Genomic DNA, 24,112 nt, shown 5'->3' on the forward strand with positions numbered 1-24,112 from the left:
CGCCACCGAACGCAGCGCCGCCGACAGCCGTTCCCTCGTCGCGTCGTACCCCGCCCATCCCGCCGCTCCTCCCGCCGTGACCGCTCATCCTATGGCCCGGGAGAAGCCTGCTTCCGGCGCGGTGTGGCGCTCAGGCGACCCGGCGGGTGGCCCGGCGGCGAGCCACCTCCGGGCGTGCGGGCGCGGCCAGCACCTCCACGTCGAAGCCGGCCCGGGCGAACACCTCGATGGCCTCGACCTCGGCGGCGACCAACCCGGCCGCCGGGGACGTGTCGTCGAACAGGGCGGTCAGCGGGCAGCCGGAGCAGCCGTCGGCCCGCCTCGCGCACCCGTCGCAGTCGATGAGCATCACGCCTCCTGGTCGGCTTGCGGCGCGCGGGCGACTCCTGCCGTCGCCGACCGAGCACCGTCGGTGACATCGACACTAACCACCGGGTACGACAGGAACCCCGTCCGACCGCCTGTTTCAGGGCTAGATCCACTCCAGATCAGCGATATCGGGGTATCCCACCCGCCCGGGAGCCCCGACATCGACGAACCCGACGAGCTCGTGCCGACCGGGCGACGGAGGGGCACCGTTTGGCCGACCGACCCGCCGGGCACTGGGCGACAGTGGCCGACCCCGATGCATCGTCAGTCGTGGAATTCCGGCGCTCCCCGCGCCGGGTTCGCCTCGCCATGGTTCTCGCCGTGCTCGTCGGCGCGGCTCTCCTCACCTTCTACACGGTGGTGTTCGACGAGGCGTGGTGGAAGGTCCTGCTGCGTTTCGGCATGATCGGCGCCGCCGTCGGGCTGACCACCAACTGGCAACTGCGCCGTCAGCCTCGCCTGCCGCTGCGGTTGACCGACGGAACGCTGCAGATGAGCGGACCGAAGGGGACCACACTCAGCATCGACTGGGTCGACGTGGCCAGCGCCCAGGTGCGGGGACGCCTGGATCCGCGGCTGGTGATCGTGCCCCGCGACCCACAGCAGGCTCGTCCACCCATGCGAGCCGGGCAGTGGTCGACTCCCGGACGCGGCCCCTACGAGTTGGTCGTCCAGCTCAGCTGGATGGAGCCGGGCACCGACGCCCTGCGTCGCGAGCTGACCCGGCGACTACCGGCCAGCTGACCGGCTGCGGTCCGAGCGCCGGGCCGGCCGAGCGGCCGTCGGGGACAGGTGTCAGCGCTGCGCGTCGAGGTCACGCAGGGCGAAGCGCAGGTGCTGCCACTCCTCGTTGAGAATCACGTGAAGGCAGTGCCGGACGGACACGATGTGCTCGGGCGACCACGCGCTCGGCCGGGACTCGGCGAGCACGTCCGGCGTGACGGTCGCGAGGAAATCGCGCACCATGGCCTGGCGCTCGGCCCGCACCCGCAGGACCACCTCGAAGGTCGGCTGCTCCGTGGTGAAGACCGACATGTCGAAGCCGTCGGTCTCGTACTCGGCGTGCGGCTGACCGAGCGGGTGGAACGGCTGCGGCAGGCGCAGGATCGCCTTGCCCAACCACACGTCGGCGGCGAACACGAGATGACGCAGCGTCTGCGCGAACGACCACTCGCCGTCGACCGACACGTCCACCGCCCCCTCGGGCATGGCGAGGACCCGGTCGACCGCCGCCGCCCAGGCTCGCTCGGCCGCCGCCCACCCCGCCCTGAGATCGGCGGGTTCGCTGGCCCGCCTGAGGTCGCGGCCGGGAAACCGACGGTCCAGCTCGGCCTCGACGAGCGGCACCACGTCGACGCCGTTGACCAGGAGCGCGCTTCCGGCCAACCACGGCGCGTCGATGTCCACGCCACTCACGTCGACGCCCCGCATCACCGCGCCGGCGAGTGTCGAGCGGTTGAACCGTGCCCCCCGCAGATCCTCGTCGACGAAGACTGTGACGTCGTCCGGCACCATCGCGACTCCCATCTCCGTGGTCGCGGCGATGCTAGCGCTCGGGTCCGACACGCACCGGCAGCCCGCGGTCAGGAGCGGGCGAGCCGCCGCAGCAGCGAGTCCGCGCCCAACGGGTAGGCGCCGTGTCGGCGTACCCCGTCGGCGACCTCGCGGTCGGAGGAGACCACGACCACCGGACGCCCCGCCGGCTCGGCACGGACCAACCGTCGGATCAGCTCGTCGGCGGTCTCGCCCTTGCGGGAGAAGAGCACCCGTACGCCGCGCGGCGCGGGTGGCAGCCCGTGCATCCGCTCGGCGCCGTCGAAGACGACGGTGACCTCGTCGCCGGTCTGCGCGGCGATGCCGCCGAGCCCGGTGATGAGGCGCTTGCGCTGCTGCTCCAGGGACATCTCGCCGAAGCCGCGCTTGGTGACGTTGTAGCCGTCGACCACCAGGTGCGCCCGGGGCAGGGCGAGCAACTGGTCGAGCCGGGCGGGGTCGTCGGTGTCGCGGGCACGGGCGGCCGGACCGGCCGGGGCGGTGCCCGGCTGCTCGGCGAACGCGTCGGCCACGAAGTCGGCGGGGAGTTTGTCCACCGGGTCGAGCGCCAGCTCCCGGCGCAGGCCGACGGCGGCCTGGCCGATGGTCTCCAGCAGCAGCCAGAGCCGGGCGTCGTCGACCGAACGTGCCTCCTTGGCACTCGCCCGGGCCACCCCGGCGGCGGCCTCCGCCTCGGCCAACCGGGCCCGGGCCCGCCGTAGTTCGGCGTCCACGTCCGCGCTGGCCCGCGCGGCCCGGCCACGCTCGGTGGCCAGCAACTCGGTGGCCTTGCGCTCGCGGGCCTGGGTCTCCCGCAGGGTACGGGCCACCTGCCGGGACTCCTCGCGGAGCTGACCCAGCTCCTCACGGACGCGGGCCAGCTCGTCGCGCAGCTTCTCCGCCTCGACCCGCGCCACCGCGCGGTCGTGTTCGGCGCGGGTGGCGCGTTGTTCGGCCTCGCGGACCAGTTCGGCGACCACCGCGCTGTCGGCCTCGGCGCGAACGGCGGCGCCGCTGGCGTCGATCAGCTCCCGCCAGCCACGGGGACGGGCCAGGTAGGCCAGGGCGGCGACCTCGACGGGGTCGGCGGCGGCGGGAGCGGTGCCCTCGACGACGGCGGCCCCGAGGTCACCGGCGTCGGCCAGGACGCGGGCGGTGACCCGCTGTCGGAACAGCGGGTCGGCGGTGAGCTGGGCGGCGATGACCGGCGCGCCGAGCCGGGCCCGCCGGTTGGGTGCGAACTTGGCCACCCGGCGCAACGGCACCGGCACCTCGTCGGCGGGCAGGGTGGGCAGCACCGCGGCGGTCAGCGTCACGATCCGCTGCCGGACCGGCTCGGGCAGCGTCGGCTCCGGCTCGGTGGCCGGGCTGTCGCCGGTCTCCGTGGGGTCGGAGGCGTCGGATGTCTCGCTGACTACGTTGTCGTCCGGGTTGCCCAGGGCCCCGTCGAGCGCGACCAGATCCTCCTCTGGGAGGTGGTCGTCGTGCGGCTCGGCGAGGGGCATGTGGCAAGTCTCCCACCGCGACCGGGCCCACCGCCCGGTGAGTGAGCCGATCTCTCATCCTAGCCCCATGGTGACTCGTGGGACGCATGCGACGGGAGTGTCGGACCGGCGCGCTAGCGTGCCGCCGATGGCACAGGCGGAGTACGTCCAGGAGTCCCTCGCTGGTCTCGACCCGGCGGTCGGTGGGGTCGATCCGGCGCTGCCGCTCTACGCGACCACCTTCGTGGTGGTCGACCTGGAGACCACCGGCGGCGCGCCGGACGGCGGCGGCATCACCGAGATCGGCGCGGTCAAGGTGCGCGGTGGCGAGCAACTGGGTGTGCTCGCCACGCTGGTCAACCCGGGGCAGCCGATCCCACCCTTCATCACCGTGCTGACCGGGATCACCCAGGCGATGCTGCTGCCGGCGCCGCCGATCGAGCAGGTGCTGCCGAGCTTCCTGGAGTTCATCGACGACGCCGTGCTGGTGGCCCACAACGCCCCGTACGACGTGGGCTTCCTCAAGGCCGCCTGCGCCAGGCACGGCTACCGGTGGCCCAACCCCCGGGTGCTGGACACTGCGGCGCTGGCCCGCCGGGTGCTGACCCGCGACGAGGTGCCCAACCGCAAGCTCGGCACCCTGGCCGCCTACTTCCGTACCCACACCCAGCCCACCCACCGCGCGCTGGACGACGCGAAGGCCACCGTCGACGTGCTGCACGGCCTGATCGGTCGGCTCGGCGGCCACCGGGTGGACACGGTCGGCGACGCCATCGAGTTCGCCCGGGCGGTCACCCCGACGCAGCGCCGCAAACGGCACCTCGCCGAGGGCCTGCCCAAGGTCCCCGGGGTCTACATCTTCCGGGCCGCCGACGACCGTCCGCTCTACGTGGGCACCTCCGTGGACATCGCCACCCGGGTGCGCAGCTACTTCACCGCCGGGGAGAAGCGGGCCCGGATCTCCGAGATGCTGGCCGCGGCCGAACGGGTCGAGGCGGTGGAGTGCGCGCACTCGTTGGAGGCGGAGGTCCGTGAGCTGCGGCTGATCGCCGCGCACGCCCCGCCGTACAACCGACGGTCGAAGTACCCGGAGCGGATGGTCTGGCTCAAGCTGACCGACGGTCCGTACCCTCGGCTGTCGATAGTCCGCGACCTCTCCCCCACCGACACCGCGTACCTCGGGCCGTTCACCTCCCGGCGCGCCGCGGAGCTGGCCGCCGCCGGGTTCCACGACGCGGTGCCGCTGCGCCAGTGCACGCACCGACTCTCGCTACGCACCGTCACGCCGGCGTGCGCGCTGGCCGAGCTGGGTCGCTGCCCGGCACCCTGCGAACACAAGATCACCCCGCAGGAGTACGACGACAGCGCCGCCGCGCCCTTCCGCAGCGCCACGACCGACGACCCCCAGCCGGTGGTGGACGCTCTGCTCGCCCGGATCGACGTGCTGTCGGCCGACCAGCGCTACGAGGAGGCGGCAGTGGTGCGGTCCCGGCTGGCGGCGGTGCTGCGGGCCACCGTGCGGATGCAACGGTTGGCCGCGTTGACCGGCATCGTCGAGCTGGCCGCCGCGCGGCCGGCCGCCCGGGGTGGCTGGGAGTTGGCGCTGGTGCGGCACGGTCGGCTGGCCGGCGCGGGGGTGTCCCCGCCGGGTGTCCACCCGCGGCCCACGCTGACCGCCATCCGGGCCACCGCCGAGACGGTGTCGGGCGGGCACGGCCCGGTGCCGGCCGCCACCGCCGAGGAGTCCGAGCGGATCCTGTCCTGGTTGGAGCGACCGGAGACCCGACTGGTGGAGATGTCCTCCGGTTGGTCCTCCCCGGCCGCTGGCGCGGGGCGGTTCCGTGACCTGCTGGCGAAGGCCGAGAACGGCTCGTCCCCGCAACTCTCGACCGAACGCTCATGACCAACTGACCGATCGGACTACGTCGACTCGCTTAGGCTGTTAGAGAAGTGCAGTCCTGCCCGATTCGTGGGCCTGCTCCCGCCGCCGGCCTCCGGCGTCGTGGAGCCGGGGTGAGGAGGTGTCCCTCGTGGACGTCGACGCCGGACACGGCGCCGCCCTGGGGGGCGCCCTTCCGACACAGCCGGGTGAGCTGCCGCTCGCCCGCCGGCTGCGGTCGTTGCTCAGCTGGCCGACCACCGACTCCGACCCGGTGACCCACCTGGTGCGCACGCACCGGGGGATCCACGCCGGCACCGACCCCGCGGTGCTGCGCCGGGCGTACACGATCGCGGAGAACATGCACCGCGGGCAGTTCCGCAAGAGCGGGGAACCGTACATCACCCACCCCCTCGCGGTGGCGCAGATCTGCGCCGAGCTGGGGATGGACGCCACCACACTGGTCGCGGCGCTGCTGCACGACACCGTGGAGGACACCCGCTACACCCTCCAGGCGCTCTCCGAGGACTTCGGCGGCGAGGTGGCCCACCTGGTCGACGGTGTGACCAAGTTCGACAAGGCGTTCTACGGCAAGGCCGCCGAGGCGGAGACGGTCCGCAAGATGATCGTGGCGGCCGCGAAGGACGTCCGGGTGCTGATCATCAAGCTGGCCGACCGCCTGCACAACATGCGCACCCTGGGTGTGCGGTCGGCGGCCTCGCGGGAACGGATCGCCCGCAAGACCCAGGAGGTGCTGGTCCCGCTCTGTGACCGGCTGGGCATCCAGACCCTCAAGCGCGAGCTGGACGACGTGGTGTTGCTGCACCTGGAGCCCGACGAGCACGCCCGGCTGGCCCGGCACGTGCACGACCGGCCGGGCTGGGACGCGTACCTCGACTCGGTGGTCGCCCGGGCCCGGGTGGCGCTCAAACGCAGCCGGGTCGACGCCGAGGTGAGCCCTCGTCCCCGGCACCTCTACTCGATCTGGAAGGACACCATCGCCGGCAGTCACACCGCTCCATACGACCTGCCCCGCATCGTGGTGGTGGTCGACGGCCCGGCAACGGACTGTTACGCCGCGTTGGGTGCCATCCACGGCACGTGGCGACCGATCCCCGGCCGTTTCAAGGACTTCATCGCCTCACCGAAGAACAACCTCTACCGGTCACTGCACACGAGCGTCTGCGGCCCGCAGGACCGCACCGTCGAGGTGCTGATCCGCACCGAGGAGATGCACCGCTCGGCGGAGTACGGCATCGCCGCCGACTTCCGCTTCCCGCGCTCGGGCAACAGCGGCAGCGCGGCGGCCCGCGCCGAGCAGTTGGACTGGCTGCGTCGGGTGCTCGACTGGGAGCCGGACGCCGCCGACCCGGCACAGTTCTACGAGTCGCTGCGCTGCGACCTCGCCGAGGGCCAGATCCAGGTCTTCGCGGACGGGCAGCAGGTCGTGCTGCCGGCCGGCGCGACCCCCGTCGACCTGGCCTACGAGTTGGGCAACGAGCGGGGCGACCATTGCCTCGCCGCCCGGATCAACGGTCGGCTGGCACCGCTCAGCTCGGAGCTGGACGAGGGCGACGTGGTGGAAATCTTCACCGAGAGCGACGGCGACAACGGGTTCGAGGCCGGGGTGGCGCCGCGCGGCCCCCGCCGGGAGTGGCTGAGTTTCGTCAAGTCCCCGAACGCGCAGATGCAGATCAACAGGTGGTTCGCGGAGCACACCGAGCCGGGCATCACGATCAGCGACAAGGTCCGCCTCGGTCGGGCCACCATCGGGCTGGCCCTGCGGAAGCACAACCGTGGCCTCGCCAGTGACCTGCCGCTGTTGCGTCTCTCCGAGGAGCTGGGCTACCCCGACCTGGAGACCCTGCTGGTCGCGGTCTTCGACCGGGTGATCGAACCGGACACCGTGGTACGCCAGCTCATCGACCTGGTCGACCACCGGCAGTGACCGAGCCCGCCCCGGCGCGTCCGAAGGACATTCGTGACCACTAGCCTGGGGTCATGATCCCCCGCTCCCGCGCCACCGGTCGGGCCATCTTCTACCAGGCCTTCTACCGAATGCCGCTGCCGGTGCGTCGGCGCCTGGTCCGGCTGGCCGTGCCCAAGTACATCGTCGGCGCGGTCACCCTGGTCCGCGACGCCGAGGCGACGGGCGCGGGCCGCCTGCTGATGCTGCGCCAACCGCCCGGCAAGGGCTGGTCCCTCCCCGCAGGCCTGCTGAACCGCGGCGAGGCCCCCGTCGTGGGAGCGGCCCGCGAGCTGTTCGAGGAATCCGGCATCCGGCTCCCCCCGTCGCGGCTGCGGCCGGCGGCACCGAACGCGATCGTGCACGCCAAGGGCTGGGTGGACATGGTCTTCGAGACGGAGGTGCCGGCGTCCACCACCGAGCTGGCGGTCGACGGCGCCGAGGTCTTCGAGGCCGCCTGGCACCCGCTGGACGACCTGCCCAAGCTGACCTGGCCGACCGCCCGGCTGCTCGCCTACTACGACATCGGGCCGCTGGCCGGACAGTTCCCGCCACCGATCCCGGACGATCTGCCATGACGGGCGCGGGCGTTGCGGCGGAGCTGTGCGCGGTGGTGCTCGCCGCCGGCGAGGGCACCCGGCTGCGCCCGCTCACCGAACGGGTCCCCAAGGCGCTGTGCCCGGTGGGCAACGTGCCGCTGCTCGACCGCGCGTTGGCGCGGCTGGCCGGGCTCGGCCTGACCGGCCCCGACCGGGTCGCGGTGAACGCCTGCTACCTCGGCGACCAGGTGGTCGCACACGTCGGCGACCGCGCGCACCTGTCCGTGGAGGTGGGCGACCCGCTGGGCACCGCCGGCGGGGTGGCGAACCTGCGGGACTGGATCGACGGGCGGCCGGTGCTGGTCGGCAACGCCGACGCGTACCTCGCCGACCCGGCGGCCGCACCCGGCCCGGACGTGGCGGCGATGCTCGACGGCTGGGACGGGCACAGCGTCCGCCTGCTGGGCCAGCCCGCCGCGAACCCCACGGCGCCGGGCACCTTCGACGGGCACTGCTTCACGGGGTTCTCACTGTTGCCCTGGCGACTGGTCCGTGACCTGCCGGTGGTCGTCTCCGACCTGGTCCATGTCGTCTGGCGTCCGGCGGAGGCGGCGGACGCCCTGGAGGTGGTGCCCTACCCGGGCACCTTCTTCGACACCGGCACGCCCGCCGACTACCTGGCGGCCAACCTGCACGCCGCAGCCGGCGACACCCTCGTCGACCCGTCGGCGCGGGTCGCCGGTCGCTGTGTGGAATCGGTGGTCGGCGCGGGCGCACAGGTCGACGGCGACGTGTTGCGCAGCGTGGTGTGGCCGGGCGCGACGGTTCACGCCGGGGAACGGTTGGTCGACGTCATCCGGTTCGACAACGGCACCGTGCCCACGCTCCCCGAGCCGGACCGGCAGCACCTGCTCGGCCCGGCCGGAAAACATCTAGCATGAGCGACGACGCCGACGAACGGAGAAATGTCCCGTGATCACCGCGATCGTGCTGATCGACTGCGCCACCGACGCGATCCCCGAGGTGGCCGAGACCCTGGCCAACCTCCCCGGCGTGAGCGAGGTCTACTCGGTGGCCGGGCACGTCGACCTCATCGCCATCGTCCGGGTCCGCGAGTTCGACCAGATCGCCCAGGTCATCGCGGGCAGCATCTCCAAGGTGCCCGGCGTGCTCAACACCGAGTCGCACATCGCCTTCCGCGCGTACTCCCAGCACGACCTGGAGGAGGCGTTCGCGATCGGCCTGGCCAGCGCCGACTGACCCGCCCGTTCGAGACTCACCGCACGCACGGCGGCCGGTCCACCGCTCGGGTGGACCGGCCGTCTGCTGTCGCTACGTCAGCTCTCGCTGGGAGCCGGCGTCTCGGTGGTGCCACCGCCCGGGGCCTCGGTGTTGCCACCCGGGGCCGGCGACTCGGTGCCGGTGCCGCCCGGAGCCGGCGACTCGGTGCCCCCGGTGACGCCCGGGCTGGGCGTACCGCTGGCGCTGGTCTGCGGGACCGGGATGCCCAACTGGTTGGCGAGCTGCACCAGCTCGTCGTAGTGCGCCTGCAGCGTCGGCAGGGCGGTCTGGGCCAACTGGACCACCGACTGCTCGGAGCCCTGCGAGATCTCCGTCTGGGTGGCCTGGATGGCCTGGACGTGACCAGCCAGCTCACTGGTCACCCAGAGCCGGTCGAACTCCGCACCGCTGGCGTTGTTCAGCTGGTCGATGACCGCCTGCTGGTCGGCGGTGGGCTCGTTCGGCAGTTCCACGTTGAGCTGGGACGCGGTCTGCTGCACCGCCTGGTCCAGCTGGGTGTGGTCGGTCTTGAACATCGCACCCAGGTCCTTCACCCCCTGGTTCTGGCCCTTCTGCTGGGCCAGGTCACCGGCGGTGATCTCGAACAGGTTGACCTGGTGAACCGCCTGCAGGTACTGGGTGTCCTGCGTCGACGGCTGTGCCGCGGCCTGCGCGGCCGCAGCCGGCGCGACACCGACCAGTACCAGCGCGGCCAACAGGCCGAGGCGTTTGATACCCAACATGCTTCCCCCCCTTGAGACGTTGGACCGCACGGATACCCGGCTCACCGGGGTTATTCCTGCGATCGCCCGTCGCGCGGGGTCGACCGGTCCTTCCGCGGGCGTCCGACTCCGCCTCGGATGAGCAGTGGGTACGCATACGACGTGGCGCCCGCCGGAAAACCGGCGGGCGCCACGTATCGGTGCGATCGGGTGATCAGCGACGGCTCTCGCCGCTGGTGATCTCCTCGCGCTCGGGCCGGGCCTCGACCGGTGGGTGCCCCGGCGAGACCGGTGCCTCGACCGGCTTCTCGATCGGGTAGAAGAAGCCCCGGATGGCCGGCCCGAGGGCACCCAGCCGGTTCATCTTCTTCGGGACGACCCAGCCGACGTAGTCCAGCTGACCGTGGCCGTCCGCGTGCCCGTTCGACGCGCTGAGCGGCTGGTGCACCTCGACGAACCGGCCGTCCGGCAGGCGTCGGATGATGCCGGTCTCCACGCCGTGCGCGAGCACCTCCCGGTCGTGCTGCTGCAGACCCAGGCAGAGCCGGTACGTGACGTAGTACGCGATCGGTGGGAGCACCAGCAGACCGATCCGACCAGCCCAGGTCATCGCGTTCAGGCTGATCTGGAACTTGTCGGCGATCACGTCGTTGGCGCCGGAGAGCGTCAGCACGACGTAGAACGCGACGGCCATCGCGCCGACGGCGGTGCGGGCCGGAGCATCCCGGGGCCGCTCGAGCAGGTTGTGGCTCTTGTAGTCCTTGCGCTGACGCGCTTCCAGGAACGGGTACATCGTCGACAGGCCGACCAGGATGCCGGGCAGCACGACCGTCGGCCAGAACAGCGGCGGAATCACGTACCCGTCGCCGAGCGGGATGTTGATCTCCCAGGCCGGCATGAGTCGGGTCGAGCCGTCGAGGAACATGACGTACCAGTCAGGCTGGCTGGCGGCCGAGACCACCCACGCCTCGTACGGGCCGAACAGCCAGATCGGGTTGATCTGGAACAGACCGCCCATCAGCGCGATGACGCCGAAGACGACCATGAAGAAGCCGCCCTGCTTCAACGCGTACCGCGGGAACATCCGCTCGCCGACCACGTTGTTGTTGGTCCGGCCGGGGCCGGGCCACTGGGTGTGCTTCTGCTTGAAGACAAGCCCCAGGTGGACGCTGATCAGCGCGACCAGCAGACCCGGGATGAGCAGCACGTGGGCGATGAAGAACCGGCTGATGATGATCGTGCCCGGGAACTCGCCGCCGAAGACCGACGAGGTGACCCAGGAGCCGATCACCGGGATGGACAGCATGATCGCCGAGGCGATCCGCAGGCCGGTGCCGGAGAGGCCGTCGTCCGGCAGCGAGTAACCGGTGAAGCCGGCCAGGAAGCCGACCCAGAACAGCAGCGAACCGATGATCCAGTTGGTCTCACGCGGCTTGCGGAACGCGCCGGTGAAGAAGACCCGCAGCATGTGCACGACGATCGCGGCCATGAACAGCAGCGCCGCCCAGTGGTGCATCTGCCGCATCACCAGACCGCCACGGACGTCGAATGAGATGTCCAGGCTGGAGGCGTACGCGGCGGACATCGGGGTGCCCTGCAACGGCGCGTAGCTGCCGTCGTAGACCACCTCGGTCATCGCCGGCTCGAAGAAGAAGGTGAGGAACACACCGGTCAGCAGCAGCACGACGAACGAGAACAGCGCGATCTCGCCGAGCAGGAAGGACCAGTGGTCCGGGAAGACCTTGTTCAGCAGCTTGCGCAGCGGGGTGGCCACCGCGAAGCGGTCGTCCACTCCCACCGCGGCCTTGCCCGGCGTCGCCGCCAGGTCCAACTTACGACGCTTCACGGCCGCTCCCAGAAGTCAGGCCCGACGGTCTCGGTGTAGTCGGACTTCGCCACGAAGAAGCCCTCGGAGTCCACCTCGATCGGCAACTGCGGCAGCCGCCGGCTGGCAGGCCCGAAGACGGGCTTGGCGTTGTTGGTGATGAGGAACTGGGACTGGTGGCACGGGCAGAGCAGCCGGTTGGTCTGCTGCTCGTACAGGCTGGCAGGGCAGCCGGCGTGCGTGCAGATCTTGGAGAAGGCCGCGTAGTTGCCCCACATGTAGTCGCCGTGGCCGATGCTCTCGTTGGCCCGACGCGACTCCTGCGCGTCGGAGTCGCGGAGGTGGATCAGCAGCGTCGGCGAGTCGGCGTGCTTGTTGCTCACGCCGTGATCGATGCCGGGGAAGACGGTCAGCTGGCCCCCGGCGCTGATGTCCGCCGGACGGACCGGACGACCATCCTCGCGGACCAGGCGGATCAGCTCGCCACCCTCGGCCGGGGCGAACCCGGTGGTGAACATCTGGTTGTTCTTGTGCGGCTGCGAGATCAGACCGCCGACCAGCGGGGCGGCGGCGACCGCGGCGACCGGCGCGAGACCGGCCAGCAGCGAGATGCCGAGCAGCGGGCGACGCTTCACACCCAGCTCGTCCGCCATGTAGAGCATGGTCTGGCCGGTGATCGTACGGCCTTCCTCGTCCACCTGGCCCTCGTGCCGGTCCTGGATCGAGACCTCCTTGGGCAGCAACTTCTTGCCCCAGGTCAGGATGCCGAAGCCGACGGCGAGCAACGCCACGCCGAGGGTGAACCCGAGCAGCGGGGTGTAGAACTTGTCGCCGCCACGGCCGGCCTCGTACTGCCACGGCCACCAGATGTAGATGGCCAGGAAGGCGGTCGCGGCCAGACCGGTGATCAGGAAGAACCCGGCGACCACCCGGGTCAGCCGACGCTCCGCCTTCGTGCCGGGCAGCACCTGCGGCTCGTAGTGGACGATCTCGATGTCGTCCCGACGCGCGCCCTCACGGACGATGTCGAACCGGGTCAGCTTGGGGTCGTTCACGTCGAGCGGCTCCCGGCCCTGCGGGGCCTGGTGCTCGGTGTGGGTGCTCATGCCGTCACCTCGCTACGGGTGGTGCCGAGCGGCACCACGGCGCTGAAACTGAGTGTGCGCTCGGTCACGACTTGCCCGCAATCCACAGGCTGGCGAAGACGAGCGCCACGATGCCAACCAGGAAGATCGCCAGGCCCTCGGTGGAGGGGCCGTACCGCCCGAGGTTGAACCCGCCCGGGTCCTGGTCGTGCTTCAGCGTCTCCTGGATGTAGGCGATGATGTCGGCCTTCTGCTCCGGCCGGAGCTGGTTGTCGCCGAACACCGGCATGTTCTGCGGGCCGCTCAGCATCGCCGCGTAGATCTGACGGTCGGTAGCGGGGTGCAGGCTCGGGGCGAACTTGCCCGAGGACAGCGCGCCGCCGCCACCACCGAACGCGTGGCACTGCGAGCAGTTGATCCGGAACAGCTCACCGCCGGCCGCGATGTTTCCGTCCTCGCGGAGGTCGTCACCGTCCGGCACGACCGGGCCGCCACCCAGCTCCTGGATGTACTGGGCCAGCTGACGGGTCTGCTCGTCGGTGAAGACGGGGGGCTTGCGGTGGGCCTGGGCCTCCTGGCGGGCCAGCGGCATCCGCCCGGAGCTGACCTGGAACTCGACCGAGGCCGCGCCGACGCCGATCAGGCTCGGGCCGCGACCCTCGACACCCTGGGCGTTGCGACCGTGACAGGTCACGCAGCTCACGTCGAACAGCGCCTTGCCCTCGGCGGCGGCGCCGGTCAGCTGCGGGTTGTCCTGCGCCTGGGCACCCGGGGCGAAGACGGTGTAGGCGCCGCCGGCGAGCATCAGCGCGGCGATCAGCCGGACCGCGGCGCCCAGCCGGCGGCGGCCCCTGCTGCGCGCGGCGGGCCGCTCGCGCAACCGCGCGAGCAGACCGCGTCGGCGGTCGTTGTCAGAAGTCATGAGCGGTGTCCTTAACCGGTTGGACCTGTCTCAGGGGACGGAGCAGCAGTGCGGAACGTGACGCGCAAGATCACTGAAGCCAGTAGATCATGGCGTACAGCCCGATCCACACGACGTCGACGAAGTGCCAGTAGTACGACACGACGATCGCCGAGGTCGCCTGCGCCGGGGTGAACCGGCCCATGGTCGTGCGGACCATGAAGATGACGAAGGCGATCAGACCGCCGGTCACGTGCAGGCCGTGGAAGCCGGTGGTCAGGTAGAACACCGACCCGTAACCGTCTTCGTTGATCTTGATGCCGTCGGCGACCAGGTGCCGGTACTCGTTCAGCTGGCCGAGCACGAAGATCAGGCCCATCACGAAGGTGACGGTGAACCAGCGCCGAAGCGCGTGCACGTCACCCTTCTCCGCCGCGAAGACGCCGAGCTGGCACGTCACCGAGGACAGCACCAGGATCACCGTGAAGGTGGTCGCGTACGGGATGTTCAGCGCCTCGGTGTGCTTCTCCCACTGCTCCGGCGCAGCCGCGCGGATCGAGAAGTACATCGCGAACAGCGCCGCGAAGAACATGAGTTCACTGGAGAGCCACACGATCGTCCCGACGCTGACCATGTTCGGTCGGGTCAGAGAGTGGATCCGGCTCTTGTCAATGGCTGGGGCCGCAGTCACGCCGTCATTATTGCCCCTGACCACGGCCGGCGATCAGCGGGGTGGCAAACGTGCGCCTTCCGTGGCCCGAGCGTCAGGGTCCGGTTCGCCTGGCCTAGCCTGAAAAGCGTGCTGCACGTCGATCCGATCTTCGCCGCCACCTCGGCCCCGCCGCCGTTCACCGTCGGAGCGGTGCTGACCGAGACCCGGCTGGACAGCTGGCTGGCCCTCGGCCTGGTGCTCGCCGCCGGCCTGTACCTCTACGGGGTGCACCGGTTGCGCGTGCGCGGCGACCGCTGGCCGATCGCCCGTACCGTGTTCTTTCTCGGCCCCGGCCTGGGCGGCATCGCGCTGGTCACGGTCAGCGGGCTGCACGCGTACGACACCGCACTGCTGTCCGTGCACATGATCCAGCACATGGTGCTGTCCATGGTGGCGCCGATCTTCCTGGCGCTGGGCGCGCCGATGACCCTGGCCCTGCGCACGCTGCCGGTCGGGCCCCGCAAGCGCCTGCTGGCGATCGTGCACAGCCGGGTCGCCCGGGTCTACAGCTTCCCGCTGGTGGCGTTCGCCATCTTCGTGGTCAACCCGTTCGTGCTCTACTTCAGCGACCTGTACCGCTACACCCTCGAACACGCCTGGGCGCACGAGCTGGTGCACGCCCACTTCATCATGACCGGCTGCGTGTTCTTCTGGCCCCTGCTCGGGCTCGACCCGCTGCCCGGCCGCTGGCCGTACCCGGCCCGCGCGCTGTTGATGCTGCTCTCGGTGCCGTTCCACACCGTGCTCGGGCTCACCATCATGCAGAGCAGCACGCTCTTCGGCGGCGACTGGTACCCGTCGCTCAACCTCGGCTGGGTCGACCCCTGGCAGGACCAGGTGGTCGCCGGCGGCATCCTCTGGGCCGGTGGCGAGTTCGTCAGTGTGACCATGCTCGCGGTGCTGGTCGTCCAGTGGGTTAAGCAGTCCGAGCGGGAGGCCCGCCGGGTCGACCGCGAGCTGGACCGCCAGGAGGCCCGCGAACGCGCCGCCGACGCCACGGCCGCCTGAGCTGCCCGGACGGTACGCCCGACCGGCGGCGGCGGGCGGGATGTCGGCTACGTCACGTCGACCGGTACGATCGGCGGGCAGCCACCAGGTGAAAGCGGAGTGCCGGCATGAGTGATCGTCTTTGCACCGTCCTGCTCTACAGCGACGACCCGCAGGTCCGTGACCGGATGCGGATGGCCGTCGGCACCCGTCCCGCCCCCGGGCTGCAGATCGAGTTCGTCGACGCGTCCACCTACGCGGAGACCATCCGTCTGGTCGACGACTACGAGATCGACCTGCTGCTGCTCGACGGCGAGGCCAGCCCCGGTGGTGGCATCGGCATCGCCCGGCAGATCAAGGACGACCGGGACGACGCTCCCCCGACCTGCCTCGTGATCGCCCGCGCCGCCGACCGATGGCTCGCCGCGTACGCCGAGGTCGACGCCACGCTGGTGCACCCGCTCGACCCGGTTACCACCGGCGGCACGGTGGCCGAGCTGCTGCGGACGCACGCACCCGCCTGACGTCCCCCCGCTCACCGGCACCGTCACGGCGCCGGACCAGCCGGCGCCGGTTCCAGCCCACCCGCACTTCGTACGCTCGGGAGGCCCGCCATGGGCGATCGGACCTGGCCCAACCTGCTCAACTCGCTGCTGCGCGGCGAGGAGCTGTCCACCGCCGACACCGCGTGGGCGATGGACGAGATCATGACCGGCTCGGCGACCAGCGCCCAGATCGCGGGCTTCGCCGTGGCGTTGCGGGCCAAGGGTGAGACCCCGGCCGAGCTGGGCGGCCTGGTGCAGGCGATGCTGGGTCGCTCGGTCCCGGTGGTGCTCTCCGACGACCTGCGCGACACCGCGCTCGACGTGGTCGGCACCGGCGGTGACCTCGCCCACACCGTGAACATCTCCACGATGACCGCGCTGGTGGTCGCCGGCGCGGGCGTACGCGTCGTCAAGCACGGCAACCGGGCCGCCTCCTCCCTGTGCGGCACCGCCGACCTCCTGGAATACCTCGGCATTCCCCTGGACCTCGGCCCGGAGCAGGTCGCCCGGTGCGTCGAGGAGGCCGGCATCGGGTTCTGCTTCGCGGCCCGGTTCCACCCCGGGATGCGGCACGCCGGTCCGGTGCGCCGTGAGGTGGGCGTCCCCACCTTCTTCAACTTCCTCGGCCCGCTGACCAACCCGGCCCGCCCTCGGGCCGGCGCGGTCGGCTGTTTCGACTCCCGGATGGCCCCGGTGATGGCGAGCGTGTTCGCCGCCCGTGGCGACTCGGCGATCGTGATGCGCGGCGAGGACGGCCTGGACGAGTTCACCACCGCCGCGCCGACCCGGGTCTGGGCAGCTCAGGGAGGCACCGTACGCGAGGCTGTGCTGGACGCGACGGACCTGGGGGTGCCCCGGGCCACCCTCGGGGACCTGCGGGGCGGTGACGCCGCCTACAACGCCGGCGTGGCCCGTCGCCTGCTCGCCGGCGAAGCCGGCCCGGTCCGCGACGCGGTGCTGGTCAACGCGGCGGCGGCGCTGGCGACCCAGGGCCCGCTGGACGGTGACCTGACCGAGGCGCTGCGCGCCGGCCTGGACCGCGCCGCCGAGTCGATCGACTCCGGCGCCGCCGCCGCGACCCTCGACCGCTGGATCAAGGCCGCCACCGCCGCCTGACCGGCCGCACCTCCCCCCGCGTCCGGGCGGACCCCCTCGGGCGTCCCGAAGGGCTCCCCCGGCCGTCCCGGTAGGCCTTCCCCAACGTCACGGCTGGCCTCGCCCGATGTCACGGCTGGCCCCCCGTCGTCCCGGCAGGCCCCGCCCGGCGTCACGGCCGGTGATCGACTCGGGTTCCTGGAAACCGCGGTGTCCTCGCGCTGAGACACCACGTCATCAAGGAACCCGAGTGGATCATCCCTCTTAAGCTGCGACGTGGTCGAGCAGCAGCCGACGTAGGACCTCCGTGCGGAGATTTGTCGGACCCGCGTGGAAAACTACAGGCGAGTAGTTCTCCGCTCTCGTCCGTGCGTGGTTGTCGCATCCGGGGGCGGTTCGCCTGACGTGAGAGGAGACGACGGTGTCGCACCGCGAGCTCTACTGCGACGTCTGCGAGGGCGTGGCACTGTTCGAGGTGCCGCCCTGCGTCGACGGGCACGGCATCGACTGTCCCGAGCTGATCTGCACCGGCTGCGGCGCCGCCGTGGTGATCGCCACCTTCATGGTTCCGGTCTCCCGGTCGGCCGAAGGCCGACGTCACCGGCCCGCCCGCCGCGCCGCCTGACCAGATCACGGTCTGCCTGACCCCGCCACCAGCCCGGCCCGCCCGCCGCGCCATCTGGGCCGCCCGCCGCGCCATCTGGGCCGCCCGCCGCGCCATCTGAGCCCGCCACCGGCCGCCCGCCGCGCCGCCCGACCCCGTTACCAGACCGTCCGCCGCGCCACCTGGCCCCGCCACCGGCAGGCTCCCACCGTGGCCCGGCTCGATCAACACCACATCGCCGATCTGGCGGCATCCCGTCGCGCTGTGACAGCCACCTCGCCGATGTGGAGTCGATCATCCCGCTCGACGGCACGCCAGCGCGCCCCGGCAGTCGATCATCCGCGAGACGGCACGCCAGCACTCACAGACAGCCACGCAACCGCACGACGAAGGCCCGCTCCCCCCTGGGGAACGGGCCTTCGTGGTGGATCGGGTCCGATCAGTGCTCGGCGGTGCGCCGGGTGCCGCTGTAGTACTCGAACAACAACCCGCAGGCGGCGAAGACGACCGCCACCAGGCCGGCGCCGATCAGCCAGTACTGCCAGAACACCAGGCCGAGCGCGGCGATCGCGGCGGCCAGCGCCAGGCCGAACGGCCAGTAGCTACCGGGGCTGAAGAAGCCGACCTCACCGGCACCGTCGGCGATCTCGGCGTCCGGGCGGTCCTCCGGACGCAGGTCGATCCGGCGCGAGACGAACCAGAAGAAGCCACCGCACATCGAGCAGAGCAGGAACGACAGCAGGAGGGCGACGGTCCCGACCCACTCGATGCCGCCCGACTCACCGTGCGTCCAGGCGCCGTAGAGGATGGTGGCACCGAAGAGGAACACGGCGATGATCAGGAAGATACGCCACTCGGTCTTCATGCGGCTGCCTCAGCTTCCCGTACGGGCCGGAACGTCGTCCGGGTTGAAGTTGTCCTGCGTCCGCCGGGTGTCGAACGGCCGCGTGGTCTCCGCGTACGGCTCCTCACCGATCTCGGTGAGCGCCTCCTGGGTGGACTTGCCAGCCTGCTTGGCCGCCAGGAACTGGTCGTACTTCTCCGGCGAGACGACCCGCAGCTCGAAGTTCATGAAGGCGTGGTAACTGCCGCACAGTTCGGCGCAACGCCCGACGTAGGCACCCTCGGCGTCCAGGCTGGAGACCTCGAACACGTTGCGAATCTTGCCCGGCATCACGTCACGCTTGAACAGCAGCTCCGGCACCCAGAACGAGTGGATGACGTCGCGGCTCGTCTCCTCGAACCGGATGGACCGGTTGGTCGGGAGAACCAGCACCGGGATGACCTCGCTGGTGCCGAGCGTCGACGCGGTGGTCTTGGCGTCCGGGCCCTGACCGTCGCGGTAGTTGAACTGCCAGTTCCACTTGAAGGCGACGACCTCGACCGTGACGTCCGGGTTCTTCGACAGCTTGTCGACGTCCGTCTGCACGATCGCCGTGTAGTAGAAGAGCACGGAGACGATCAGGATCGGCGCGATGGTGTAGAGGAACTCCATCGGCAGGTTGTAGCGGGTCTGCACCGGCAGCGCGTTGCCACGCTTGCGGTAGCGCACGACGCACCAGAAGATCAGACCCCACACGAAGACGCCGACCGCGAGCGCGGCGATGCAGGAGGCGATCCACAGGTCGTACATCCGCTTCGACTCCGGCGTGATGCCGCCCTGCGGCCAGCCGAAGCCGTGGAAGGTCTGCCCCACGTCACAGCCCGTAAGCAGAACCAGCAGCGCCACGCCACCGAGACCGAGCCCGGCCAACCGACCAGCACCACGCCCCCGGCGTCCACCAACCCCCGGGGAAGCGCTGTGCCGTACGGCCGACGGCCGTACCTCCGAACTCCTTGCGACCACCTGGTCCTGCCTCCCTAGCGCGCCGCGGTGCGTCTTTCCTCAGCACCGACGGCAAAGGCGTCACCGACGGTCGCAGATTACTCGACCATGACGGACTCGACCGTGGTGGGGTCACTGTCCGCCCCCATCGGGGGGATCCCGGCCATACCTCCGCGATAGCGTTGCTACCTGTGAGCGCGAGGAGTGAGCCGGGGTTGCGAGCCCCGCAGCCGCGAACAAAGGCGGTCCTGTGAGCGCGAGGAGTGAGCCGGGGTTGCGAGCCCCGCAGCCGCGAACAAAGGCGGTCCCGTGAGCGCGAGGAGTGAGCCGGGGTTGCGAGCCCCGCAGCCGCGAACGAAGGCGGTCCCGTGAGCGCGACGATCGAGCCGGGGTTGCCAACCCCGGTGTACCTGGACGCGGCGTCCGCCGCGCCGATGCATCCGGTGGCGCGGCAGGCGTTGCTGGCGGCGTTCGACGACGGCTGGGCCGACCCGGGCAAGCTCTACACGCAGGCCCGGCGGGCCCGGCAACTGCTCGACGCCGCGCGCGAGGCCACCGCGCTGACGCTCGGTGTCCGCGCCGACGAGGTGTCCTTCACCTCCAGTGGTACGACCGCGGCCCACGGCGCGGTGCTCGGTGCCCTGGCGGGGCGGCGTCGGGTCGGGTCGACGCTCGTGCACTCGGCGATCGAGCACTCGGCGGTGCTGCACGCGGCGGAGCGGCACGTCGCGGCGGGCGGTGCGGCGGTGGGCGTGCCGGTCGACCGGTCGGGTCGGTTGGATCTGGACGCGTGGTCGGCGGCTGTGCGCGAACCCGGGGTCGCGGTGGCCTCCCTGATCACTGCGAGTCACGAGGTGGGGACCGTGCAGCCGGTCGCCGAGGCGGCGGCCGCCTGCGCGGAGGTGGGGGTGCCGCTGTACGTGGACGCCGCCCAGTCGGTCGCCCGGGTGCCCCTGCCGGCCGGCTGGTCGGTGCTCAGCGCGAGCGCGCACAAGTGGGGCGGTCCGCCCGGGGTGGGAGTGCTGGCGGTTCGTAAGGGCACCCGTTGGGAGTCACCCTGGCCGGCCGACGAGCGGGAGGGTGGGCGTACCCCAGGGGTGGTGAATCTGCCCGCGGTGGTGGCTGCGGCGGCGAGCCTGCGGGCGGCGGCGGCCGACGCGGCGGCCGAGGCGGCCCGGCTGGCTCCGTTGGTGGACCGGATCCGGGCGCGGGTCGCGGCGGAGGTGCCCGACGTGGAGGTGGTCGGCGATCCGGTACTCCGGCTGCCGCATCTGGTGACCTTCTCGTGCCTGTACGTCGACGGTGAGACGTTGCTGCACGCGCTGGACCGGCGGGGGTTCGCCGTGTCGTCCGGTTCGTCCTGTACCTCGTCCACGCTGCGCCCGTCGCACGTGTTGGAGGCGATGGGCGTGCTCTCGCACGGGAACGTGCGGGTCAGCCTGCACCGGGAGACGACCGAGGCGGACGTCGAGCGGTTCCTCGGTGAGCTGCCGACGATCGTGGCCGACTTGCGTGCCGACGCCGGGGTGGTGGGGTTGTGACGATGCCGGACCAGGTCATCGACTGCCGGGGGCAGCGCTGCCCGCTGCCCGTGATCGCGGCCGCCCGGCGGTTGCCGCAGGTGCCGGTGGGAACCGTGGTCCGGGTGCTGGCCGACGACCCGGCGGCAGCTGTCGACATCCCCGCGTGGTGCCGGATGCGCGGCCAGGAGTTCCTGGGCGCGGTCAGCGGCCCCGACGGCCCCGCCTACGACGTCCGCCGCTCCCACTGAGGCCACGCGTCCGGCCAGACCCGTCGATCATCGAGTTGTGGTGGGGACAGACGGGTACACAAGGCACCATTCGGTCACCACCATTCCATGATCGACGGGTAAACGGCACGGTTAGGGCAGGAGGTGGGCGCGGATCTCGTCGGCAGCGGTGTCGCCGTACGACTCGGCCAGGCGCTTGACGAACAGGTCGGGGCGCACGTCGTACTCCTGGGTTCCGACGGTCTCCAGGACCAGCGTGGCCAGCAGGGAGCCGACCTGGGCGGCCCGCTCCAGGCCGACGCCCCAGGAGAGCGCGGTGAAGAAACCGGCCCGGAAGGCGTCGCCGACACCTGTCGGGTCGACCGCCCGGATCTCCCGCGCGATCGGTACGTGGATCGGGTCGATGTCTCGACCGGCGATCTCCACACCGTGCTTGCCCAGCGTGGTGACCCGCACCTTGACCAGGTCCAGCAGTTGGTCGTCGCTCAGCTGCGCCTTGCTCTGCAGCAGCGACTTCTCGTAGTCGTTGGTCATCAGGTACTCGGCGCCCTCGATCAGCGCCACCACGTCCTCGCCGCCCATCCGGGCGAGCTGCTGCGACGGGTCGGCGGCGAACGCGTACCCCCGGGTGCGGCACTCGGCCGAGTGCCGCAGCATCGCCTCGGGGTCGTTGGCGCTGACCAGCACCAGGTCCAGGCCGCCGAGCCGGTCGGCGACCGGCGCCAGTTCGATGTTGCGCGCCTCGCTCATCGCACCGGCGTAGAACGACGCGATCTGGCACATGTCCGTGTCGGTGGTGCAGACGAACCGGGCCGTGTGCGCCACCTCGCTGATGTGCACCGAGTCGCAGTCCACGCCGTGGCGCTCCAGCCAGGAGCGGTAGTCGGCGAAGTCGGCGCCCACCGCGCCGAGCAGCACCGGGCGCAACCCGAGCTGACCCATGCCGAAGCAGATGTTCGCCGCCACGCCACCGCGGCGGAGCACCAGGTCGTCCACCAGGAAGGAGAGGGACACCTTGTGCAGCTGATCGGCGATGAGCTGGTCGGCGAAGCGACCGGGGAAGCTCATCAGGTGATCGGTGGCGATCGAGCCGGTGACGGCGATCTTCATGTCAACCCTCGGGGTCGGGAGCAGGGCGCGGTCAGCCTACCGGCCCGGCAACCCACCGGTGACCGGTCGGTCGGACAACGGCAACCCGCTCGTCACGAGCACGTCCGGCCGTCACGACGAAGGGGCCGCCCCGAAGGACGGCCCCGTCATCGCTGATGCGTGGTGTGTGACTCAGTTGAACGAGTCACCGCAGGCGCAGGAGTTGCCCGCGTTGGGGTTGTCGATGGTGAAGCCCTGGGCGTCGATCCGGTCGGCGAAGTCGATCGTCGCGCCGGAAAGGTACGGGGCGCTCATCCGGTCGACGACGACCTCGACACCACCGAAATCGGTGACGACGTCACCGTCGAGGGAACGCTCGTCGAAGAAGAGCTGGTACCGCAGGCCGGAGCAGCCGCCCGGCTGCACGGCGACGCGGAGCCGCAGGTCGTCGCGGCCCTCCTGCTCGATCAGGGCCTTGACCTTCTGCGCCGCGACGTCGGTGAGGACGACGGAAGTAGGGGCCTGGGCCTCGGTCGACTCGGTCTGCGCTGGCGTGGTCACGTGGAAGTCTCCCTGCGCGGTTTGGGTCCGGACGCACTGGCCAACGCCGCGCGCCGTCCAGTGATTCCCGGTTGTGGTCCTCAGCCGATCGTACGCCGCCTCGGCCGGGTGCACCCGGGTGGCGTGACGCCCGCCGCAGGTGAGCCCGGTGCCGGAGCGCTCAGCGGCTCCACTGCCGGGCCAGTCGGGCGCCCAGCTCGCGTAGACCCTCGGCGGGTCGGCTCAGCGCGGCGTCGAGCCCGCCGCCCTCCTCGCCACCGAAGTGCTCCACCAGGCTGTACGCGTCGGTGACCCCCGCCGAGGCGGCCTCCCGCCGGCCGGTGCTCACCTGCCCGGCCACCACCACGCACGGGACACCCCGGTCACGGGCCGCCCCGGCGACCCCGGCGACCACCTTCCCGCGCAGCGACTGGTGGTCGAACGACCCCTCACCGGTGATCACCAGGTCCGCGGTGTCCAGCGCGTCGTCCAGTCGGGTGGCGGCGGTGACCAGGCCGATGCCCGATTCGCATCCGCCGCCCAGGGCGAGCAGCGCGGCACCGATGCCGCCGGCGGCGCCGCCCCCGGGCACCGTGCCGAGCCCTGCCGGGCAGCCGGGCAGGTCCCGCTCCAGCACCGCCGCGAAGCGCTCCAACGCGGCGTCGAGCAGCAGCACGTCAGCACGGTCGGCGCCCTTCTGCGGGCCGAACACGTTGCTCGCGCCGTGCAGGCCGAGCAGGGGGTTGTCCACGTCGGTGGCCGCGACGAGCCGGACGCCACGCAGCCGGGGTACGCCGTCAACCGCGTCGACAGCGGCGAGCGCCGCCCCGCCGTACGGGAGCGCGGCGCCACCCCCGTCGAGCGGTGTGACGCCCAGCGCGGCGAGCATCCCGGCGCCGGCGTCGTTGGTGCCCGAGCCGCCCAGCCCGATCACCACCGTCCGGGCGCCGCTCTCCACCGCTGCGGCCACCAGCAGCCCCAGTCCGTACGAGGTGGTGGTCTTCGGGTCGCGCTCGGTCGCGGAGAGCAGGTGCAGGCCGCACGCCTGGGCGCTCTCCAGGTAGGCGGTCGTGCCGTCGGCGGTGAGCAGGATCTCACCGGCCGCCGGCCGTCCCAGCGGGTCGACCGTCGGGACCGGCACCCGCCGCCCGCCGAGGGCTTCGGCGAGCACCTCCACGAAGCCCGGCCCACCGTCGGCGAGCGGCCGGATCAGCAGGTCGTCGCCCTGGGCTACGGAATGCCAACCGTCGGCTACCGCGGCGGCCACCTCCGGTGCGGACAGGGTGCCGGCGAACTTGTCCGGGCAGAGCAGCACGCGCATGCCGAGCAGTGTGGCAGCCCACACCGGAGGAAGCTGCGGCGCGCTCGCGCTGTGGGACCA

The 24,112-nt window shown here is 71.5% G+C and carries 25 protein-coding genes; 12 read left to right on the forward strand and 13 right to left on the reverse strand.

From position 1 onward, the window contains the following. Positions 1-130 precede the first annotated feature (130 nt). Positions 131-349 (reverse strand): hypothetical protein, encoded by a 219-nt coding sequence (locus tag O7631_RS29655; RefSeq protein ID WP_278147283.1) that lies wholly within the window; start codon positions 347-349, stop codon positions 131-133. A 230-nt stretch (positions 350-579) separates the two neighbouring features. On the opposite strand from O7631_RS29655, the gene O7631_RS29660 reads away from it, so the two are divergent. Beyond that, positions 580-1,113, forward strand: coding sequence for a hypothetical protein (locus O7631_RS29660; RefSeq protein ID WP_278147284.1), 534 nt, complete (start codon positions 580-582; stop codon positions 1,111-1,113). A 51-nt stretch (positions 1,114-1,164) separates the two neighbouring features. On the opposite strand, the gene O7631_RS29665 is transcribed toward O7631_RS29660, so the two are convergent. Both O7631_RS29665 and O7631_RS29670 read right to left on the reverse strand, forming a co-directional pair. Next, positions 1,165-1,884, reverse strand: a complete 720-nt coding sequence (locus O7631_RS29665; protein ID WP_278147285.1) for a DinB family protein — start codon at positions 1,882-1,884, stop codon at positions 1,165-1,167. Positions 1,885-1,952: 68 nt separating this feature from the next. Next, positions 1,953-3,407, reverse strand: coding sequence for an NYN domain-containing protein (locus O7631_RS29670; protein WP_278147286.1), 1,455 nt, complete (start codon positions 3,405-3,407; stop codon positions 1,953-1,955). 127 nt (positions 3,408-3,534) lie between these two features. Here O7631_RS29670 and O7631_RS29675 point away from each other — a divergent pair, with 127 nt between their 5' ends. The 5 genes from O7631_RS29675 (at position 3,535) to O7631_RS29695 (ending at position 9,030) form a co-directional block, all read left to right on the forward strand. Beyond that, positions 3,535-5,289 carry a DEDD exonuclease domain-containing protein gene (locus O7631_RS29675; protein ID WP_278147287.1) on the forward strand — a complete coding sequence of 585 codons (1,755 nt, stop codon included), beginning with the start codon at positions 3,535-3,537 and terminating at the stop codon, positions 5,287-5,289. 127 nt (positions 5,290-5,416) lie between these two features. Next, the gene (locus O7631_RS29680; RefSeq protein ID WP_269683810.1) at positions 5,417-7,213 is read left to right on the forward strand and encodes an HD domain-containing protein; all 1,797 of its coding nucleotides are present in this window, start codon (positions 5,417-5,419) and stop codon (positions 7,211-7,213) included. Between the two features lie 53 nt (positions 7,214-7,266). Further along, on the forward strand, positions 7,267-7,809 hold the full coding sequence (locus O7631_RS29685) for an NUDIX domain-containing protein (protein ID WP_269683021.1): 543 nt from the start codon (positions 7,267-7,269) through the stop codon (positions 7,807-7,809). After that, the gene (locus O7631_RS29690; RefSeq protein ID WP_278147288.1) at positions 7,806-8,711 is read left to right on the forward strand and encodes a sugar phosphate nucleotidyltransferase; all 906 of its coding nucleotides are present in this window, start codon (positions 7,806-7,808) and stop codon (positions 8,709-8,711) included. Before O7631_RS29685 ends, O7631_RS29690 begins: the two co-directional genes overlap by 4 nt. A 31-nt stretch (positions 8,712-8,742) precedes the next feature. After that, positions 8,743-9,030: an Lrp/AsnC ligand binding domain-containing protein gene (locus tag O7631_RS29695; protein WP_088988344.1), complete on the forward strand. Its 288-nt coding sequence runs from the start codon at positions 8,743-8,745 to the stop codon at positions 9,028-9,030. A 77-nt stretch (positions 9,031-9,107) separates the two neighbouring features. Here the strand turns inward: O7631_RS29695 and O7631_RS29700 are convergent, their stop codons facing one another. The 5 genes from O7631_RS29700 to O7631_RS29720 form a co-directional block, all read right to left on the reverse strand. After that, a complete protein-coding gene (locus O7631_RS29700; RefSeq protein WP_278147289.1) occupies positions 9,108-9,794 on the reverse strand; it encodes a DUF4142 domain-containing protein in 687 nt (228 codons plus the stop codon). 193 nt (positions 9,795-9,987) lie between these two features. Next, positions 9,988-11,619 (reverse strand): ubiquinol-cytochrome c reductase cytochrome b subunit, encoded by a 1,632-nt coding sequence (locus O7631_RS29705; protein ID WP_278147290.1) that lies wholly within the window; start codon positions 11,617-11,619, stop codon positions 9,988-9,990. Beyond that, positions 11,616-12,704 (reverse strand): Rieske 2Fe-2S domain-containing protein, encoded by a 1,089-nt coding sequence (locus O7631_RS29710; RefSeq protein ID WP_278147291.1) that lies wholly within the window; start codon positions 12,702-12,704, stop codon positions 11,616-11,618. Before O7631_RS29710 ends, O7631_RS29705 begins: the two co-directional genes overlap by 4 nt. A 64-nt stretch (positions 12,705-12,768) precedes the next feature. Next, complete coding sequence (locus O7631_RS29715) at positions 12,769-13,605, reverse strand: cytochrome c (RefSeq protein WP_145779658.1); 837 nt, start codon at positions 13,603-13,605, stop codon at positions 12,769-12,771. 70 nt (positions 13,606-13,675) lie between these two features. Next, positions 13,676-14,275: a heme-copper oxidase subunit III gene (locus O7631_RS29720; protein WP_030337743.1), complete on the reverse strand. Its 600-nt coding sequence runs from the start codon at positions 14,273-14,275 to the stop codon at positions 13,676-13,678. Between the two features lie 99 nt (positions 14,276-14,374). On the opposite strand from O7631_RS29720, the gene O7631_RS29725 reads away from it, so the two are divergent. The 4 genes from O7631_RS29725 to O7631_RS29740 all read left to right on the forward strand — a co-directional run bounded on the left by O7631_RS29725 (position 14,375) and on the right by O7631_RS29740 (position 17,548). Then, a complete protein-coding gene (locus O7631_RS29725) occupies positions 14,375-15,304 on the forward strand; it encodes a cytochrome c oxidase assembly protein (RefSeq protein WP_278148058.1) in 930 nt (309 codons plus the stop codon). Between the two features lie 107 nt (positions 15,305-15,411). Continuing rightward, the gene (locus O7631_RS29730) at positions 15,412-15,807 is read left to right on the forward strand and encodes a hypothetical protein (RefSeq protein ID WP_145779657.1); all 396 of its coding nucleotides are present in this window, start codon (positions 15,412-15,414) and stop codon (positions 15,805-15,807) included. Positions 15,808-15,897: 90 nt separating this feature from the next. Then, entirely contained in the window at positions 15,898-16,944 is a 1,047-nt protein-coding gene (trpD, locus tag O7631_RS29735; RefSeq protein ID WP_278147292.1) for an anthranilate phosphoribosyltransferase, read from the forward strand. Positions 16,945-17,344: 400 nt separating this feature from the next. Next, entirely contained in the window at positions 17,345-17,548 is a 204-nt protein-coding gene (locus O7631_RS29740; protein WP_278147293.1) for a hypothetical protein, read from the forward strand. A 418-nt stretch (positions 17,549-17,966) separates the two neighbouring features. Here O7631_RS29740 and O7631_RS29745 read toward each other — a convergent pair whose 3' ends face one another. Next, positions 17,967-18,392: a cytochrome c oxidase subunit 4 gene (locus tag O7631_RS29745; RefSeq protein WP_278147294.1), complete on the reverse strand. Its 426-nt coding sequence runs from the start codon at positions 18,390-18,392 to the stop codon at positions 17,967-17,969. Positions 18,393-18,401: 9 nt separating this feature from the next. Continuing rightward, positions 18,402-19,373: a cytochrome c oxidase subunit II gene (gene coxB, locus O7631_RS29750; protein ID WP_278147295.1), complete on the reverse strand. Its 972-nt coding sequence runs from the start codon at positions 19,371-19,373 to the stop codon at positions 18,402-18,404. 371 nt (positions 19,374-19,744) lie between these two features. On the opposite strand from coxB, the gene O7631_RS29755 reads away from it, so the two are divergent. Further along, entirely contained in the window at positions 19,745-20,893 is a 1,149-nt protein-coding gene (locus O7631_RS29755; protein WP_278148059.1) for an aminotransferase class V-fold PLP-dependent enzyme, read from the forward strand. Continuing rightward, positions 20,890-21,123 (forward strand): sulfurtransferase TusA family protein, encoded by a 234-nt coding sequence (locus O7631_RS29760; protein ID WP_145779651.1) that lies wholly within the window; start codon positions 20,890-20,892, stop codon positions 21,121-21,123. The genes O7631_RS29755 and O7631_RS29760 overlap by 4 nt, the downstream gene beginning before the upstream one ends. A gap of 111 nt (positions 21,124-21,234) precedes the next feature. Here the strand turns inward: O7631_RS29760 and O7631_RS29765 are convergent, their stop codons facing one another. The 3 genes from O7631_RS29765 to O7631_RS29775 all read right to left on the reverse strand — a co-directional run bounded on the left by O7631_RS29765 (position 21,235) and on the right by O7631_RS29775 (position 24,052). Next, a complete protein-coding gene (locus tag O7631_RS29765; RefSeq protein WP_269683012.1) occupies positions 21,235-22,212 on the reverse strand; it encodes a carbohydrate kinase family protein in 978 nt (325 codons plus the stop codon). A 171-nt stretch (positions 22,213-22,383) separates the two neighbouring features. Next, on the reverse strand, positions 22,384-22,752 hold the full coding sequence (gene erpA / locus O7631_RS29770) for an iron-sulfur cluster insertion protein ErpA (RefSeq protein ID WP_007463211.1): 369 nt from the start codon (positions 22,750-22,752) through the stop codon (positions 22,384-22,386). Between the two features lie 160 nt (positions 22,753-22,912). Then, positions 22,913-24,052 carry a glycerate kinase gene (locus O7631_RS29775; protein ID WP_278148060.1) on the reverse strand — a complete coding sequence of 380 codons (1,140 nt, stop codon included), beginning with the start codon at positions 24,050-24,052 and terminating at the stop codon, positions 22,913-22,915. Positions 24,053-24,112: the final 60 nt, after the last annotated feature.

Origin of the sequence: Micromonospora sp. WMMD967 (assembly GCF_029626165.1) — a bacterium.
GTDB classification, from domain to species: Bacteria; Actinomycetota; Actinomycetes; order Mycobacteriales; family Micromonosporaceae; genus Micromonospora; species Micromonospora taraxaci.